14 protein-coding genes are annotated in these 17,586 nt (G+C 56.4%); 5 read left to right on the top strand and 9 right to left on the bottom strand.

Annotated features, from left to right (window positions below):
• Nucleotides 1-152: 152 nt before the first annotated feature.
• The 5 genes from GY169_RS16510 to bioA form a co-directional block, all read right to left on the bottom strand.
• Nucleotides 153-710, bottom strand: coding sequence for an MltR family transcriptional regulator (locus tag GY169_RS16510; protein WP_223804163.1), 558 nt, complete (start codon nt 708-710; stop codon nt 153-155).
• A gap of 166 nt (nt 711-876) precedes the next feature.
• On the bottom strand, nt 877-2,034 hold the full coding sequence (locus tag GY169_RS16505) for a mannitol-1-phosphate 5-dehydrogenase (RefSeq protein WP_167576369.1): 1,158 nt from the start codon (nt 2,032-2,034) through the stop codon (nt 877-879).
• Between the two features lie 53 nt (nt 2,035-2,087).
• Nucleotides 2,088-4,064: a PTS mannitol transporter subunit IICBA gene (locus GY169_RS16500; RefSeq protein ID WP_163447116.1), complete on the bottom strand. Its 1,977-nt coding sequence runs from the start codon at nt 4,062-4,064 to the stop codon at nt 2,088-2,090.
• Between the two features lie 445 nt (nt 4,065-4,509).
• Nucleotides 4,510-4,986 (bottom strand): kinase inhibitor, encoded by a 477-nt coding sequence (locus GY169_RS16495; RefSeq protein ID WP_163447114.1) that lies wholly within the window; start codon nt 4,984-4,986, stop codon nt 4,510-4,512.
• 70 nt (nt 4,987-5,056) lie between these two features.
• Nucleotides 5,057-6,346 (bottom strand): adenosylmethionine--8-amino-7-oxononanoate transaminase, encoded by a 1,290-nt coding sequence (gene bioA / locus GY169_RS16490; RefSeq protein WP_167576368.1) that lies wholly within the window; start codon nt 6,344-6,346, stop codon nt 5,057-5,059.
• A gap of 84 nt (nt 6,347-6,430) precedes the next feature.
• Between bioA and bioB the strand changes: the two genes are divergently transcribed.
• From bioB to uvrB, 5 genes are all read left to right on the top strand, one after another.
• A complete protein-coding gene (bioB, locus tag GY169_RS16485; RefSeq protein ID WP_163447110.1) occupies nt 6,431-7,471 on the top strand; it encodes a biotin synthase BioB in 1,041 nt (346 codons plus the stop codon).
• Nucleotides 7,468-8,625, top strand: a complete 1,158-nt coding sequence (gene bioF / locus GY169_RS16480) for an 8-amino-7-oxononanoate synthase (protein WP_167576367.1) — start codon at nt 7,468-7,470, stop codon at nt 8,623-8,625. Before bioB ends, bioF begins: the two co-directional genes overlap by 4 nt.
• Complete coding sequence (bioC, locus tag GY169_RS16475) at nt 8,609-9,364, top strand: malonyl-ACP O-methyltransferase BioC (protein WP_167576366.1); 756 nt, start codon at nt 8,609-8,611, stop codon at nt 9,362-9,364. The genes bioF and bioC overlap by 17 nt, the downstream gene beginning before the upstream one ends.
• Nucleotides 9,357-10,034 (top strand): dethiobiotin synthase, encoded by a 678-nt coding sequence (gene bioD, locus GY169_RS16470; protein WP_167576365.1) that lies wholly within the window; start codon nt 9,357-9,359, stop codon nt 10,032-10,034. The genes bioC and bioD overlap by 8 nt, the downstream gene beginning before the upstream one ends.
• A gap of 638 nt (nt 10,035-10,672) precedes the next feature.
• Nucleotides 10,673-12,697 (top strand): excinuclease ABC subunit UvrB, encoded by a 2,025-nt coding sequence (uvrB, locus tag GY169_RS16465; protein ID WP_163447102.1) that lies wholly within the window; start codon nt 10,673-10,675, stop codon nt 12,695-12,697.
• Between the two features lie 319 nt (nt 12,698-13,016).
• On the opposite strand, the gene pmrB is transcribed toward uvrB, so the two are convergent.
• The 4 genes from pmrB to yvcK are packed head-to-tail and all read right to left on the bottom strand — an operon-like array spanning nt 13,017 to nt 17,395.
• Nucleotides 13,017-14,096 (bottom strand): two-component system sensor histidine kinase PmrB, encoded by a 1,080-nt coding sequence (gene pmrB, locus GY169_RS16460; protein WP_167576364.1) that lies wholly within the window; start codon nt 14,094-14,096, stop codon nt 13,017-13,019.
• 3 nt (nt 14,097-14,099) lie between these two features.
• Nucleotides 14,100-14,771 (bottom strand): two-component system response regulator PmrA, encoded by a 672-nt coding sequence (pmrA, locus tag GY169_RS16455; RefSeq protein ID WP_163447099.1) that lies wholly within the window; start codon nt 14,769-14,771, stop codon nt 14,100-14,102.
• A gap of 10 nt (nt 14,772-14,781) precedes the next feature.
• A complete protein-coding gene (gene eptA, locus GY169_RS16450) occupies nt 14,782-16,413 on the bottom strand; it encodes a phosphoethanolamine transferase EptA (protein WP_167576363.1) in 1,632 nt (543 codons plus the stop codon).
• A 58-nt stretch (nt 16,414-16,471) separates the two neighbouring features.
• Nucleotides 16,472-17,395 carry a uridine diphosphate-N-acetylglucosamine-binding protein YvcK gene (yvcK, locus tag GY169_RS16445; protein ID WP_167576362.1) on the bottom strand — a complete coding sequence of 308 codons (924 nt, stop codon included), beginning with the start codon at nt 17,393-17,395 and terminating at the stop codon, nt 16,472-16,474.
• Between the last annotated feature and the right edge of the window lie 191 nt (nt 17,396-17,586).

The raw sequence follows: 17,586 nt of genomic DNA, 5'->3' as shown, positions 1-17,586 counted from the left end.
CTTTTTATACTAAGTTGAGCGAAACGGGAAGATGTGCTGACAAAAAATCGCCTGTTTTTTTGACAACTTATGTCAGCGAAAAGGAAAGCGGGCGAAAGGGGAAGGAGAGAGCCATTGAAAGGCCTTGTCCATCCGCCCTGGAGTGTTCGCGGCTAGAACGCTTTTTTGTGCGCCAGGCTGGTGACTAAATCGGTGATGCTGAGTACCAGCGTTGAACGTACCATTTGCTGATAGCGCTGTTCCTGCATGGTTCTCAGCGCGTCGTCGACCACGTCTTCCGGCAGGTGCAGCGTTGGCGGAGGCGGCAGCGTCGTCATGCAGTGCAGCATGTTGATCGGCCCCAGAATTTCGTCATCGGTAAAGCTGTAGATTTTGTTCTCGTGCGCCAGTTCGTTATTCAGCGCCAGTAACAGTTCAACGTCTTCATATTCATCGCGACTGATGACGCCCAGAGCATAAATCAGCTTTAGCCGCACCGGTAAATTCGCCAGCGGCCCACTGCCTTCCAGCAGCGGTTCCACCGCGTACTTCACCGCGTAATCGTCTTTCCGGAAGGCCTGCAAAATCAGCTGGTCGACCGCTTCAGACAATAAGCCCACCGCGGTCTGAATAAAACCGGTGAGCGTCTGGCGGGCGTTAAGCCGCTCCAGGATGCGGTTCTCCGCCGCCTGATTTTGGGTTAAGTGCGCGTCGTCCATCATGGCCATCATCTTCGTTGTGCTTTCCGCTAACCGTGGCTTCTCTGGTGCTGTGTCCTTCGGACGCTCATTTTCTGCTGCTGGTTGCGCATTCTTGCGCAGGAGATTCAATTTCATCTTACCCTTCTTCATCGGGCGCGGTGGCCGTTAACCTCCGCGCCCAGCTATGGGTGTTACATCATTCTTTATGTTGCATGGCGTTATACACATTCACTATCTGGGCGACAAGCTCTGGCTGATCCTGCAGGCCACAAACCTCAATGACCGTGCTTGTTACCCCATTTTCCGCCAGCAGGTTTGCCATTTCTTGCGCCTGCGGGTCCTGGTCGCTGCGATAATGCAGGGCGGCGGCAATTCCGATAATCAGGTGGCGATTGGGGAGCCCGTATTCCAGCGTTCCTCGCAGCGGCTTGATTAAGCGATCGTTCTCGCTCAATTTACGCAGCGGCTGACGGCCAACACGCTCCACCTCATCATGCAGATAAGGGTTCTCAAAGCGGGTGAGAATCTTATCGATGTAGGCCGCATGCTGCTGGGGATCGAAGGCGTAACGTTGAATCAGTACTTCGCCACTCTCGCGCATGGCATTTTTCACTGCTTCACGTATCGCCGGGTCGAGGATGGCGTCGCGAATAGTCTGATAGCCTGCCAATTGGCCAAGATAGGCGGTTATCGCATGGCCGGTATTGAGGGTAAACAGCTTACGTTCAATATAGGCCATCAGATTGCTGGTGGGCTCCATCCCGGCGATGTCCGGTAACGTACCTTTAAACTGGGTACGGTCGACAATCCACTCGCTAAAGGTCTCAACGGTGACATCCAGCGGATCGTCGTTCGCTGCGGCCCCCGGCGGCACGATACGGTCGACAGCCGAATCGACAAACCCGACGTGTTCTTCCACCCAGCCGTGCAGCTCGGCGGGTATCGATTGCAGTACGTGCTGCTTAAGCTGGCTGGTGCCGCGCACCATATTTTCGCAGGCGATGATATTCATCGGCTGGTGGTTGCCGCGCTCAAAACGGGCGATTAATCCCTGGGCCAGGGTGCTGGCGATTTTGCTCAGCACCTGCGGGCCAACGGCAGTGGTGATGATATCGGCCTGGGCAATCTGCGCGATGGCGTCCGGGCTGTTGCTGTAGATGGCGCTGACGCGATTGACCTGCTCAACGCGAGCATTTTCCCCCACCACGTTGACCTGATAATGTTGCTGATGCGCCAGCTGATCGACCAGCGGCTGGTTGACATCGGCAAAGGTCAGCTCCGCCTGTGCGTCCGCTAGCAGTTTACCAATAAAGCCGCGACCGATATTCCCTGCGCCAAAATGAATTGCTTTCATGACTGTTACCTCGAAAAAAACGTTCCGTATCAGGGGCTGTACGCCCCGTCGCCTTATGCCGCTTGCTCGCCGGACAGGAGCTGTAAAATCTCCTGCACGCTGGTGGTCTGCGTCAGACGTTCGATCACGTCCTTATCATCCAGCGCGTTGGCTAAGCGGGCGATAACCTGTACGTGCTCGTTATTGCGGGCGGCAATGCCGATCACCAGGCGCGCGATATCGTCCGGCTCGTCGCCGAAACGTACGCCTTGCGGGTACTGGCAAATGACAATCCCGGTGCGCAGCACGCGGTCTTTGGCTTCTACGGTGCCGTGCGGAACGGCGATAGATTCTCCGAGGTAGGTGGTGGTCAGCGCTTCACGCGCCAGCATGGCGTCGATGTAATCCGGCTCTACGTAGCCGCCGGAGACCAGCATTTCACCGGCAAAGCGAATGGCCTGCTCTTTGGTGTCGGCGGTTAAGTTAAGGAAGATGTTATCGGCGCTGAGCTTAAACAGGTTTTCCTCGCGCTCGCCGGGCGTGAACGCATCGTCGTTGGCGGCGATAATCGTCTGGTTAATCAGGCGACTGTCGTTCGCCGCGGGCGGCAGCTTAGCGGCCAGCAGGCGGGTGGTTAAGTCGGTGTACAGGCCGCTGTCGAGGAAGTTGCTCAGCGACATATGCATTGCCTGCGGTGCAAAACGCATGGCGCGTTCGGTAAGGTCCTGATGGGTGATCACCAGATCGACATCGTCCGGCAAACTGTTGATGGCGCAGTTGGTCACTGAAATATGACTCAGACCGGCGTCTTTTACCTTTTTACGCAGCACGCCCGCGCCGAGCGCACTGGAGCCCATCCCGGCATCGCAGGCGACGATGATTTTACGCACGTGGTGCAAATCTTTCGCCAAATCCAGCGCCGGAGCGGGCTGTGGCAGCTCGCCGGACGGTTTAGCGCCGGATTTTGACTGCTGCTTCAGGCTCTGCATGCGACGGGTAGCTTCCGCCAGACCGTTGCTCTCTTCATCACCCACGCGAACGCGTTTGAGCAGCATCGACGCAGTCAGGAAGGAAACCAGCGTGGAGGCCAGAATCGACAGTACGACGCCAATCAGCGACGCTTTCGGCGTCATCAGCAGGACGGCAAAAATAGAACCCGGAGAAGCCGGAGAGACCAGGCCCGCGTTGAACAGCGTCAGGGTAAAGACGCCGGTCATCCCGCCGAGGATCACCGCCAGAATCAGGCGTGGGTTCATCAGGACGTACGGGAAGTAAATTTCGTGAATCCCACCGAAGAAGTGAATAATCGCCGCGCCGCCTGCGGACTGCTTCGCGCTGCCTTTGCCAAAGAACATGTACGCCAGCAGGATCCCCAGACCCGGACCCGGGTTAGCTTCAATCAGGAAGAAGATAGACTTACCGGTTTCCGTCGCCTGCTGAATACCCAGCGGTGAGAAGATACCGTGGTTGATGGCGTTATTGAGGAACAGGATTTTGGCCGGCTCGACAAAAATTGAGGTCAGCGGCAGCAGGTTGTTCTGCACCATGACGTTGACGCCGCTCGCCAGCGCTTTCGACAGCAGCTCCACCATTGGCCCAATCGCCAGGAAGGAGAGCATCGCTAGCAGCATGCCGAGAATCCCGGCAGAGAAGTTGTTTACCAGCATCTCGAAGCCGCTTTTGATCTTCCCATCAACCCAGCGGTCAAAGCGTTTGATGGCCCAGCCGCCCAGCGGACCGGCGATCATCGCGCCCATAAACATCGGCATATCGGCGCCGACAATCACCCCCATGGTGGTGATCGCGCCGACCACGCCACCGCGCTCGCCGCCAACGAGGCGACCCCCGGTATAGCCGATTAACAACGGCAGCAGATAGGTGATCATTGGGCCGACCAGCTTAGCCAGCGTCTCGTTCGGCAACCAGCCGGTAGGAATAAACAGTGCGGTAATCAAACCCCAGGCAATGAATGCGCCAATATTGGGCATCACCATATTGCTGAGGAAGCGGCCAAAATTCTGTACCTTGACCTTGATATCTGGTGATAACATAAAACACCCCTCGTGGTGCGCGTCAGATGTTGCGCGCGTAATAGTTGTGCTGGTTTCGCCAAAAACCAGCCAGTCGTTCTGTATGCAAAATCGACTCTATCACGCCGTTTTCGTCTCGCGTACCCCGAGGGTTTTTTGTGATCTTAGTCACTGTGTTTGGCCGGGTTTTTGGGGGGGTATGGTGATTTAGATCACATAAATGGGCTGTAAGTCTGCTACAACGTTAAATTATCGCCTTTGTCTCGCTATTTTTTGTGATTAAAATCACCTTTTATGTTGGCGTGTTTGTTTTCAAATTGTGATCTCATTCACAAGCTATTTTAGTGCTAACCCCATCAGCCACTTTCGCTTTTCTCTTCAGCCCTTTTTTCGTTAGAAAATTACATCTGCAATAAAAAAAGCCCCGCGCGGTTTCCCGGCAGGGCTGAATACGTTTAACGTACGGTTAGCTGAACAGTGCGGTAATGCTCGCGCTGCCGAGGCTGTGGAAATGGACGTTGAAGCCCACCATTGCGCCGCTGGCGCCTTCGTCAACGTCGATTTTGTCGATATCCAGCGCGTGGACGGTAAAGATATAGCGATGCGTTTCGCCTTTTGGCGGTGCTGCGCCGCCGTAGCCTGCTTTACCGAAATCGGTGCGGGTTTGCAGCGCGCCGGCAGGTAGGCCAACGAGGCCGGAGCCTGCGCCGGTGGGCAGTTCGCGGGTGTCGGCTGGAATGTTGGCGACAATCCAGTGCCACCAGCCGGAGCCAGTTGGGGCATCCGGATCGTAGCAGGTCACAACGAAGCTTTTGGTTCCGGCAGGCACATCGTCCCAGGCCAGATGCGGCGAGATATTCTCACCGTCGTAACCCATCCCATTGAATACCTGGCGCTGGGGTAGTTTCTCGCCGTCACGCAGATCGTGGCTGACTAATTTCATCAACTGCCTCCTTTGTTAATCTACTGATTAACAAAGGAGTGTAGCGTTAACCGCGGCAGATTACCGCTGCTTATTGGATAAAAAATGTTTCCTGTTCGACCGCGAGGCACACCGCGCGGGTCAGACGCGTCAGCTGCTGCGGGGTAATCAGGTACGGCGGCATCAGGTAGATCAGGCGGCCAAATGGTCGAATCCAGACCCCTTGCTCAACAAAGAATCGCTGAAGCAGCGCCATGTTGACCGGGTAGCGCGTTTCGACCACGCCGATCGCGCCCAGAACGCGTACATCGGCGACCAGCGGCGCGTCGGTGGCAGGGGCCAGCTCGCGCTTAAGCTGCTGCTCAATCGCTGCCACCTGAGTCTGCCACTCGCCGCTTTCCAGCAGCGCCAGGCTTTCCGTCGCCACCGCGCAGGCCAGCGGATTGCCCATAAACGTCGGCCCGTGCATAAAGCAGCCCGCTTCGCCGTTGCTGATGGTTTCCGCCACCTCGCGCGTGGTGATCGCGGCAGACAGCGTCAACGTGCCGCCGGTGAGCGCTTTACCGAGGCACAGAATATCGGCGCGGATCCCCGCGTGCTCGCAGGCGAACAGCTTGCCGGTGCGGCCAAATCCTGTGGCAATTTCGTCGGCAATCAGTAGGATCCCCTCACGATCGCACATCTTACGGATGCGCTTTAGCCATTCCGGATGATACATCCGCATGCCGCCCGCCCCCTGGACTACCGGCTCAAGGATCACCGCGGCAATCTCGTGGCGATGAGCGGCCATCAGGCGGGCAAACGCCACCATATCGTACTCGTCGAACTCACCGTCAAAGCGGCTGTGCGGTGCGGGGGCAAACAGATTCTCCGGCAGATAACCCTTCCACAAGCTGTGCATGGAGTTATCCGGATCGCAAACCGACATCGCGCCGAAGGTATCGCCGTGGTAGCCGTTACGGAAGGTGAGAAAACGCTGACGCGACTCGCCTTTGGCCTGCCAGTACTGCAGCGCCATCTTCATCGCCACTTCAACCGCCACCGACCCGGAATCGGCCAGGAAGACGCACTCCAGCGGTTCGGGCGTCATGGCCACCAGCTTGCGGCACAGTGCCACCGCGGCAGGGTGGGTTATCCCACCAAACATCACGTGCGACATCTGGTCAATCTGCGTTTTCATCGCCGCGTTCAGACGCGGGTGATTGTAACCATGAATCGCCGCCCACCAGGAGGACATGCCGTCGACCAGACGCTCGCCGCTGGCAAGCTGCAGCTCGCAGCCCTCGGCGGAAACCACCGGATAAACCGGTAACGGTGCGGTCATGGAGGTGTAGGGATGCCAGATATGGCGGCTATCGAAGGCGAGATCGTCCGTTGTCATAATCGACTTGTAAACCATTTTGAAAAGTTTTAGGTTTACGAGTATAAACCGAACCGAAAATTAACAAAACCCCCGGAGAAGCCAATGGCTCACCCTTTACGCTGGACAATGTCGCAGGTCACCGCTCTTTTCGAAAAACCGTTACTGGAACTGCTGTTTGAAGCGCAGCAGGTCCATCGCCAACATTTTGACCCTCAGCAGGTACAAGTGAGTACGCTGCTGTCGATTAAAACCGGCGCCTGTCCGGAAGACTGCAAGTACTGCCCGCAGAGTTCACGCTACAAAACCGGGCTGGAGAGCGAACGCCTGATGGAAGTGGAACAGGTGCTGGAATCGGCGCGCAAAGCCAAGCTGGCGGGCTCCACCCGTTTCTGTATGGGCGCGGCGTGGAAAAACCCGCACGAGCGCGATATGCCGTATCTCGAGCAGATGGTGCAGGGCGTCAAAGAGATGGGGCTCGAAGCCTGTATGACGCTCGGAACGCTCTCTGACAGCCAGGCGGCGCGTCTGGCCTCGGCGGGGCTGGACTACTATAACCACAACCTCGATACCTCACCGGAGTTCTACGGCAATATCATCACCACCCGCAGCTATCAGGAACGTCTTGATACCCTGGATAAAGTGCGCGAAGCCGGGATTAAAGTGTGTTCCGGCGGGATCGTCGGGCTGGGGGAAACGGTTAATGACCGCGCCGGTCTGCTGCTCCAGTTGGCCAATCTGCCGACCCCGCCGGAAAGCGTGCCGATCAACATGTTGGTGAAGGTCAAAGGCACACCGTTGGCCGATAACGAAGACGTTGATGCCTTTGATTTTATTCGCACGATTGCCGTGGCGCGTATCATGATGCCGACCTCGCACGTGCGCCTGTCCGCGGGGCGCGAGCAGATGAACGAGCAGACCCAGGCAATGTGCTTTATGGCGGGCGCTAACTCCATCTTCTACGGCTGCAAGCTGCTGACGACGCCAAACCCGGAAGAAGATAAAGACTTGCAGCTGTTCCGCAAGCTGGGGCTGAACCCGCAGCAAACCACGGTCACCGCCGGAGACAACGAGCAGCAGCAGCGTCTCGAACAGGCGCTGATGACGCCGGATACCGACGATTATTACAACGCGGCGGCGGTATGAGCTGGCAGCAGCGAATCGACCGCGCTGTCGCTGAACGTCGTGAAGCGCAGGCCTTTCGTCAGCGCCAGCCGCTGGCGCAGGGGGCTGGGCGCTGGTTGATGTGCGAAGGACGCCGTTACCGCAATTTTTCCAGCAACGACTATCTGGGCCTCAGCCAGCATCCGCAGGTGATTCGCGCCTGGCAGGACGGGGCGGAACGTTACGGCGTCGGCAGCGGCGGATCCGCGCATGTCACCGGCTACCACCAGGCGCATCTGCGCCTGGAAGAACAGCTGGCGGACTGGCTCGGCTATGACCGCGCGCTGTTGTTTATCTCCGGTTTTGCCGCCAATCAGGCGGTGATTGCCGCACTGGCTGGACGCGAGGACCGTATCGTCGCCGACCGCCTGAGCCACGCATCGCTACTGGAAGCGGCAACCCTCAGCCCCGCGCAGTTGCGGCGTTTTCAGCATAACGACGGCCAACACCTTGCCCGGCTGCTGGCTGCCCCCGTCGAAGGGCAACAGCTGGTGGTGACGGAAGGGGTGTTCAGTATGGATGGCGACAGCGCGCCGCTGGCCGAGGTTGCCGCCGCAGCGCGTGCCACCGACGCGTGGCTTATGGTCGACGATGCGCACGGTATTGGTGTAGTGGGTGAAAATGGACGCGGCAGCTGCTCTCAGCAGGGCGTTAAGCCGGAGCTACTGGTGGTGACGTTCGGCAAAGCCTTTGGTCTGAGCGGCGCGGCGGTGCTCTGCAGCCAGGCGGTAGCCGACTATTTCATCCAGTTCGCCCGTCACCTGATTTACAGCACCGCGATGCCTCCCGCCCAGGCGCAAGCGTTACAGGCGGCGCTGGCGGTCATTCAGAGCGATGACGGCCAACAGCGCCGCGAAATTTTGGCCCAACACATTGCTGATTTTCGCCGTGGCGCGCAAGGGCTGGCCTACGCGCTGAGCGGCTCGCAGAGCGCCATTCAACCGTTGATCGTCGGTGATAACGCAGACACGCTGCGGTTAGCCGAACGCTTGCGTGCGCAGGGCTGCTGGGTCACGGCTATTCGTCCACCGACGGTGCCCGCAGGCACCGCGCGTTTGCGTCTGACGCTCACTGCCGCGCATGACGCGCAGGACGTTGCTCATCTGCTGGAGGTTTTGCATGGCGAGCGTGGATAAACAGGCGGTCGCCGCGGCGTTTGGCCGCGCGGCGGCGTCTTATCAACAACACGACGAGTTACAGCGCCTCAGCGCCGCGCAGCTGCTGTCCCAGCTGCCGGCGCGGGCGTTTTCCCGCGTACTCGACGCCGGCTGTGGGCCGGGGAGCTACAGTCGCTACTGGCGCGAGCAGGGCAGCCACGTTACCGCACTGGATCTCTCGGCGGAGATGCTGCGACAGGCGCGTCTACAGCAGGCGGCGGATGCGTATCTGCTGGCGGATATCGAGGATATACCGCTACCCGGTGGCGGCTTCGATTTAGCGTGGAGCAATCTGGCTATTCAGTGGTGTAGCGATCTGCATGCCGCGCTGGCTGGCCTTTATCGTCAGCTCGCCCCCGGTGGCACGCTGGCATTTACCACGCTGACGGCGGGTTCTCTGCCGGAGCTTAACCAGGCGTGGCAGGCCCTCGACAGCCATCCGCACGCCAATCGCTTCCTGCCTGAAGCGACGCTGCGCGAGGCGCTGGCGGCCTATTCTGGCCATGGGGTGGCGACCACCATCACCCTTTCTTTTCCCGATGCGCTGAGCGCGATGCGCTCGTTAAAGGGGATTGGCGCAACACACCTGCACCAGGGGCGCAGCCGCCAGCCGCTCACCCGCGGCAGGCTCCAGCAGCTACAGCTGGCCTGGCCGAGGCAGGAGGGGATTTGCCCGCTGACCTACCATCTTTTCACAGGAATCATCACACGTGACTGAACGTTTTTATGTAACCGGAACCGATACGGAAGTCGGGAAAACTGTTGCCAGCACCGCACTATTGCAGGCCGCACGCCTGCTGGGCCGTCACGCCGTGGGCTATAAGCCGGTAGCGTCGGGCAGCGAAATGACTGATGAGGGGTTGCGCAATAGCGACGCGCTGGCGCTCCAGCGTAACAGCGCGCTGCCACTGCGTTATGAAGAGGTGAACCCGTATACCTTTGCGGAACCCACGTCACCGCATATTGTGAGCGCCGATGAGCAACGGCCTATTGAGGCTGGCGTGCTATCGGCGGGTTTGCGTGCTTTAGAAGCGCAGGCCGACTGGGTGCTGGTGGAAGGCGCTGGCGGCTGGTTTACGCCGCTTTCGCCCACGCTGACGCTCGCCGACTGGGTTCGCGACGAGCAACTGCCGGTTATTCTGGTGGTGGGGGTGAAGCTGGGTTGCATCAATCATGCCGTGCTAACCGCTCAGGCAGTACAGCAGGCCGGGCTGCGGCTGGCTGGCTGGATTGCCAATGACGTCGTACCGCCGGGACGCCGCCACACCGAGTATCTGAGTACCCTCCAGAGAATGCTGCCAGCCCCACTGCTGGGCGAAATTCCGTGGCTTGGCGAGTCGGTCGACGATCGACCTCTTGGCGGTTATCTCGATTTGAGTCTGTTATAAACCCCTTTTTTTATTCTGATTTTTCTCTCGTGGGTTATCTTCATTCGTAAGCGATAACCCGCAGAAAACGTAAGGAAAAAGCACGCCGTTATGGATAAAACACGTGCGCCTTTTCGCTGATACATATCAAAATTGGCGAGAAAATATTTTTTTGATTTCACGTTGACAGGAAGTTGCGCAAACCGCCGGGTAGCGAGGGATAGGGGCTAGCGGCAGTTATCCACTATTCCTGTGGATAACCCTGTGTATTAGAGTTAGAAAACTAGCGGTAAACGAGAGAACATGCGGCCTGCGCCTGAATTGATGCGAAAGGCGGCTTTTCTGTCTTTTTATTAATAATCAACAAGATATATAAAAGCAATGGCGTAATAAAAAGTGTTGCGGATTGCCATAAAACTTTCATGACCGATATTGACAAATGTTAAAAGAGAAAAAGTTCTGGGGATAACCCGGTTCAACTGGTGTTTTATGTTGTCAGAGGATAAATTTTCGCCTGTGACGCATGCCGCAACCTGTTTTGCTCAAAATACGATAATAGATTACTGTTTTTATATCCAGTATTTTTTATTGGCAATTTGGCAGGCGGCGAGTAGAATTAATCTCCAGCCCGACCCATCCGTTATCAGGTAGCGTTGCCCATGAGTAAACCCTTTAAATTACATTCCGCGTTCAGCCCTTCCGGCGACCAGCCGGTAGCCATCTCACGTCTGAAAGAGGGGCTGGAGGACGGTCTCGCGCACCAGACGCTGCTGGGCGTTACCGGGTCGGGGAAAACCTTTACTGTGGCCAACGTCATTGCCGATCTCCAGCGTCCGACGATGGTGCTGGCGCCGAACAAAACGCTGGCCGCGCAGCTCTATGGCGAAATGAAGGCATTCTTCCCGGAAAACGCGGTGGAGTATTTTGTCTCCTACTACGATTACTACCAGCCAGAAGCCTACGTTCCCAGCTCCGACACCTTTATCGAAAAAGACGCCTCGGTGAACGAACACATTGAGCAGATGCGTCTGTCCGCCACCAAAGCGCTGCTTGAGCGCCGCGATGTCGTGGTGGTGGCCTCGGTGTCGGCGATTTACGGCCTGGGCGATCCCGATCTCTATTTGAAAATGATGCTGCACCTGACGGTCGGCATGATTATCGACCAGCGTTCAATTCTGCGCCGCCTGGCTGAGCTGCAGTACACCCGCAACGATCAGGCGTTCCAGCGCGCGACCTTCCGCGTACGCGGCGAGGTGATTGATATCTTCCCGGCAGAGTCTGACGATCTGGCGCTGCGCGTTGAGCTGTTTGATGAAGAGGTCGAGCGCCTCTCGCTGTTCGATCCGCTGACCGGGCACGTCGAGTCAACTATTCAGCGCTTCACCATCTACCCGAAATCGCACTACGTCACGCCGCGTGAGCGCATTGTCCAGGCGATGGAAGATATCAAGGTTGAGCTGGCAGAGCGCCGCAAGGTGCTGCTGGAAAATAACAAGCTGCTCGAAGAGCAGCGTCTGAGCCAGCGTACTCAGTTCGACCTTGAAATGATGAACGAGCTTGGCTACTGCTCGGGCATTGAAAACTACTCGCGCTTCCTTTCCGGGCGCGGGCCGGGTGAACCGCCGCCGACGTTGTTCGATTACCTGCCGGCTGACGGCCTGCTGGTGATTGATGAATCGCACGTCACCATTCCGCAAATTGGCGGCATGTACCGCGGCGACCGGGCGCGCAAAGAGACACTGGTCGAGTACGGCTTCCGTCTGCCGTCGGCGCTCGACAACCGCCCGTTGAAGTTCGAAGAATTTGAAGCGCTGGCGCCGCAAACCATCTATGTTTCGGCAACGCCGGGTAACTATGAGCTGGAGAAATCCGGCGGTGAAGTTATCGACCAGGTGGTGCGTCCAACCGGCCTGCTTGATCCGTTGATTGAGGTACGCCCGGTGGCGACTCAGGTGGATGATCTGCTGTCAGAAATTCGCAAGCGCTCGGTTATCAACGAACGCGTGCTGGTGACGACCCTGACCAAACGCATGGCGGAAGACCTGACGGAATATCTTGAAGAACACGGTGAGCGCGTACGTTACCTGCACTCCGATATCGACACCGTTGAACGTATGGAGATCATTCGGGATTTACGTCTGGGCGAGTTTGACGTGCTGGTGGGTATCAACCTGCTGCGTGAGGGCCTGGATATGCCGGAAGTCTCGCTGGTGGCGATTCTCGATGCCGACAAAGAGGGCTTCCTGCGTTCGGAACGTTCGCTGATTCAGACCATTGGCCGTGCCGCGCGTAATATCAACGGTAAGGCCATTCTCTACGGCGACAAGATTACCCCATCAATGGCGAAGGCGATTGGCGAAACGGAACGTCGTCGCGAGAAGCAGGAACGCTACAACGAAGAGCACGGCATCGTGCCTCAGGGGCTGGTGAAAGACGTTGTCGATATTCTGGCGATGGGCGAGGGGCTGGCGAAAACGAAAGCGAAGGGGCGCGGCAAGTCTCGTTCTGCCTCGCCAATCGTTGAGCCAGACGTGAAAGCGCTGACGCCGAAAGCGCTCCAGCAGCAGATTCAAACGCTGGAGGCGCAGATGCTGAAACACGCGCAGAACCTCGAGTTTGAAGAAGCGGCAGAAATTCGCGACCGTTTGCATCAACTGCGTGAACTGTTTATCGCAGCGTCGTGATCCGCAGCGAAAATATCGAGTTGGCCTGATAAACGTTAGCGCTATCGGGCCGTTCGGCTCAGGTGCCGGATGGCGGCGCAAACGCCTTATCCGGCCTACGGGCGGCGTATCAGGCATTATTTATCTAAATTGCGGTAGCCATCACGAGCCAGCAATCTGCCTTAATGTTCACTTAATCTATTCTGCTGATACTATCCATAAAATCATTAGGGGTAGCGTCATGTCGAATCTGAATTTCCAACAGTTATTTACCTTACTCGTCTCCGTTGCCATCGTTGCCGGTTTCCTGAGCCACTGGCTGCTGAGCTACTGACTTCTCTTAGCGCTTTGTCGGCAAAAACTCTACCCACGCCCGCGTCCCGGTTGTGTTTTCGCGGTTTTGCAGGAAGAACGCCGCTTCATGCAGCTGGGCGATGCGCGTCACGATGCTAAGCCCGAGGCCAATGCCGCCATAGCGGCTGTCCATGCGCACAAAAGCCTGGCTCAGCTCGCCTACCTTCGATTCATCAATTCCTGGCCCTTCATCTTCCACAATCAACATTGGTTTGCTGTCGGCCACCAGCGAAAGCGTAATGGTGGTTGATTTTGGGCTGTAGCGATGTGCATTCTCCACCAGATTACGAACCATCAGGCGCAGCAGCGTCGCATCACCGGCAACGGTTACCGTGGGTGTCGGCTCGGCAATGACTAACTTCTGCGCCCGCGCCTCCAACATCGTTTCCAGCTCGTCCTTAAGCGGTTCCAGCACATCACTCAGCAAATTCACCTGCTGATAGCTTCCCGCTGAAAAGGACTGGCCGACCCGCGCCAGCAGTAGCAGTTGCGCAACGCTTTCAGTCATCTGATCTAAACGCTGAATCAGCGGGGCAAGGCTCAGTTTCTGCGTTTTCTCCAGCAGCTCCAGATGCAGCTTTAACCCCGCCAGCGGAGTACGTAGCTCATGGGCCACGTCGGCGGTGAACAGGCGTTCCCGGTCGAGCGTTTGGGTCAGGTTTTCCACCAGTTGGTTGATGGCTTTGGTGACCGCTTCAACCTCAACGGTGGTTTGCTGTAGGTAAATGGGCTGTAAATTCCCCGGGGTTCGGCGATCCAGCTCTTGCTGTAGGTCAGCCAGAGGGCGGGTGATACGTTTGACCGCCTGTAGACACAAAAACAGCGCTAGTCCGATGATTACAACACTTGGCACCAGCAGGCTGGCTATGGCTTCACGAACTTCGTGGCGGATATGTTTCACGTTGTTGTGGTTGTTGAGCAGCATCGCCACTTCCAGCTCAATCTGCTCTTTGCTCTCATGCCACAGCCAGAACACGCTGATAAGCTGGAATACGATCAGAATCAGGCCAATCGCCAGCAGCAACTGGTGGCGCATTGGCCATTGGCGAACGGAGAATAATGCCATGGGTTACTCCGTTGGGCTGGAATTAACCAGCTGGTAGCCAAAGCCGCGCACGGTGCGAATACGGGCCTTACCCACTTTGTCACGCAGGTTGTGGATATGCACCTCCAGCGTGTTGGTTGCCGGTTCATTATCCCAGTTGTAGATATCGTTGTAGAGAATCTCGCGGTGCACCGGGCTGCCGGCCTTGAGCATCAGGCGGGAAAGTAGGGCGTACTCTTTAGGCGTCAGCTCCAGCAGTTCGCCGTCCAGCCATACCTGGCGGCGAGTGACGTTAAGGCGCAGATTTTCGACCGTTACCTCGTTATCGCCCTGATTGAGATTACGGCGCAGCAGCGCGCGAATGCGGGCATTGAGCTCTTCGAGCGCAAAGGGTTTGATCAGATAGTCGTCGGCACCGGTATCCAGGCCGCTGACGCGGTCTTCCAGGGTATCGCGGGCCGTCAGAATCAGCACCGGGGTGCTCATTTTTTCCTGACGCATACGATGCAGGAAATGCAGCCCGTCTTCATCCGGCAGGCCAAGATCCAGCACCACCAGGCTATAGTGGCCATTCGCAAGACTCAGCGCCGCTTGCTGCGCGGTGGCAACACCGTCGCAGGCGTATCCTTCACTCTGCATGGCCAGAATCAGCCCCTGCAGTAACAGCGTGTCATCTTCAACGACTAATATTTTCATCTGTTCGCCTCTATTTGCAGGTCGCTAATATATCATCCGCTGCATGATATTCCTTTGTCTCTACGCCAGTCATACCCAGTACGGTAGAGAACAGATTATCCTGAGAATAGTCATTTTCTTTGGCCTGTTTTTGCAGGCAATCGTAGTTCACGCCATAGCGTTTTTGATAATCGTCAGATAACCATAACAGCATCGGCACATGTTTTTGCGTTTCTGGCGCAATAGAATACGGTAAGCCGTGCAGATAAACGCCATTTTCACCTAACGACTCTCCGTGGTCGGAAAGATAAACCAGGCTGGTGGTAAATTTATCCTGCTTTGATTGCAGCAGTTTAATCGCTTTATCGACAATATAATCGATGTACAGAATGGTGTTGTCGTAGGTATTTTTCAGCTGTTCCTGGGAACAAGACTGAATTTCGCTGGTGTCGCAGGTTGGCGTAAAACGACGGAACTGCGGCGGGTAACGGTTGTAATAGGTCGGGCCGTGGCTGCCGATGGTGTGCAGCACAATCACGCCGTCACCCTGCATGCTGTCGATGGTTTTTTCTAAGTCGTGGAACAGCACGTCGTCATAGCACTCGCCGTCAATGCACTGGCCCGGTAACTTCATGGCCGTCATATCCTGATGCGGTACGCGGTCACAGGCGCCTTTACAACCACCGTCGTTGTCGTTCCACAGCACCTGAATTCCCGCGCGCTGAATAATATCGAGCAGGCCTTCCTGATGATGGGCTAAAGACTCGTCATAGCGGGCTCGCGGCATATTGGAGAACATACAGGGAACAGAAACCGCCGTGGCTGTACCGCAGGAGGTCGTTTTCGGGAAATAGACCACGTTATCTTTCGCTAACAGTGGGTTGGTGTCGCGATCGTAACCGCCCAGCGAGAAGTTTGCGGCGCGCGAGGTCTCTCCGAGAACGATAATGGTCAGGTTCTTACGCGGTCCGTTTTTCATGATGGCTTTTTGCTGCGCGTCTTCACCAATTTTTACCAGCGGCAAATTATCCATCTTGTGGTGAAAATACCAGGAGTTGAGCGCCACAATACTGTTTGATGGGTTCAACGATTTCACCAGCTCTTTATTATTGCGAAACAGCGAGGCGTAATCTTTATAAAACAGGCCCGCGACCAGTACGATTAACAGCGCTGAAACCAGGACAGTACCGACGCGCATTAACACGCCGCGCCACAGGTTTTCCGCCGGTTTAATTTTAATCCACCACGCCAGGGCAATAAACAGCAGGGCGGTTAAACCCAGCACGACAATCATTTGACCAGAGAGCAGCGCGTAGCTCTCGGCGGGTGTGGTATCGAAGATATTGGTGATCATTGAACGGTCAATAATCACACCGTAATTCTTCATAAAATACTGCGCGCTGGCGCTGAGTAGAATAAACAGCGTGACGAGGAGCTTCTCAAGTCGAATAACCGACGCAATCGCCAGACAAATTGCCATCACCGCAAAAGCGACTACCGGCATGCTCAGGAAGACGAGGGTATTGTGCAGGCTGTCTACCGGCAGCAGGCTAAATGCCTGACGATAAAAAACGACGTTCAGCGCCAGAGCAATATAGAGCGCGAACAGAATAATGTAGGTCAGACGGCTGACAACGGGACGTTTACGTAACAGGCGAAGCATAACGGTAACCTATGAAGATTGATGCTCGTTATGCTGCCCGATCTATTTTAAGACAACCTTAAGATTTTAAGGAAACGCGGCCAAAGGCCTGAAGCGCCTCTTCCAGCGCCGCACGTAACAGGGTGCGATCGTGGCGGTAGGGTATGTCGCTAGCCTCCAGCGGCTTTTGGATAACCACTTTGCCCTCTGTGCCACTGATGTCTGCTTTCGGACCTACAATCACGGCATCAATCACCGGCTTGCCAATATAGTGCTCCAGCAGGTGAAGGCGGTCAGCAAGCGTCAGATTGCCCGCAGGGCTGTGCTCGCGACCCAGGTTTTCGATGTAGACCATCGGCGCAGGCGTGCGGCGCATGGCCTGAGCGATATCCGGTAGCAGCAGGATTGGCAGCAGACTGGTGTAGAAACTACCGGGCCCGATGAGAATTAAATCGGCTTCGGCGATGGCCTGTACCGCTTCGCGGGTAGCGGACACTGACGGGGTCAGCATCAGCTCCTGCGGCGGCAGCGTCAGCTGATCGATATTCACTTCGCCGTAGATTTCATGCCCCTCGCTATCGATTGCCATCAAATCGACCGGCTGTTCGGACATCGGGATTAAAGACGCCTCAACTTTCAGAAGGTTTCTGATTAAATTGATCGCCTCTAAAGGGCGTACGCTCAGGTGATCTAACGCCTTTAACATCAGGTTTCCAAGGTTATGCCCGGAAAGCTCGCCGTTGCCGCCAAAACGATACTCAAACATCGTCGACGCTACGCTGGGTTCGGTGATTAATTGATTAAGGCAGTTACGCATATCGCCCCAGGCGATGCCGCCCTCTGAACGACGAATACGTCCCGTAGACCCGCCATTATCCGTGGTCGTGACGATACCGGTAAGGCGAGAGCCCAGCGATGACAGGGATGACATCACGCGTCCAAGGCCGTGGCCGCCGCCGAGCGCCACCACGCGGTCGAGATCGGCAAAAGTGCGATTGCGCATAGAACTTCCTTATGTCCTGAAAACCCGCTTACATTAGCCTAACTACCACTAAAAGACGATGCTCTGTACCGGTCAAAATGACGTATATCAATGCAAAAACGTGATTTTTACGTATTCTGTAGGGAAAGTGCACGATCGTGTCGCTATGTATAAGTTTATATAGCGAAAGCGAAAATGGCGAAACTGTTATT

The sequence above is a fragment of the Kluyvera genomosp. 3 genome, assembly GCF_011765685.1.
GTDB classification, from domain to species: Bacteria; Pseudomonadota; Gammaproteobacteria; order Enterobacterales; family Enterobacteriaceae; genus Kluyvera; species Kluyvera georgiana_A.
The sequence above is the reverse complement of the archived record's forward strand: the minus strand, read 5'-3'. Positions and strand labels throughout refer to the sequence as shown.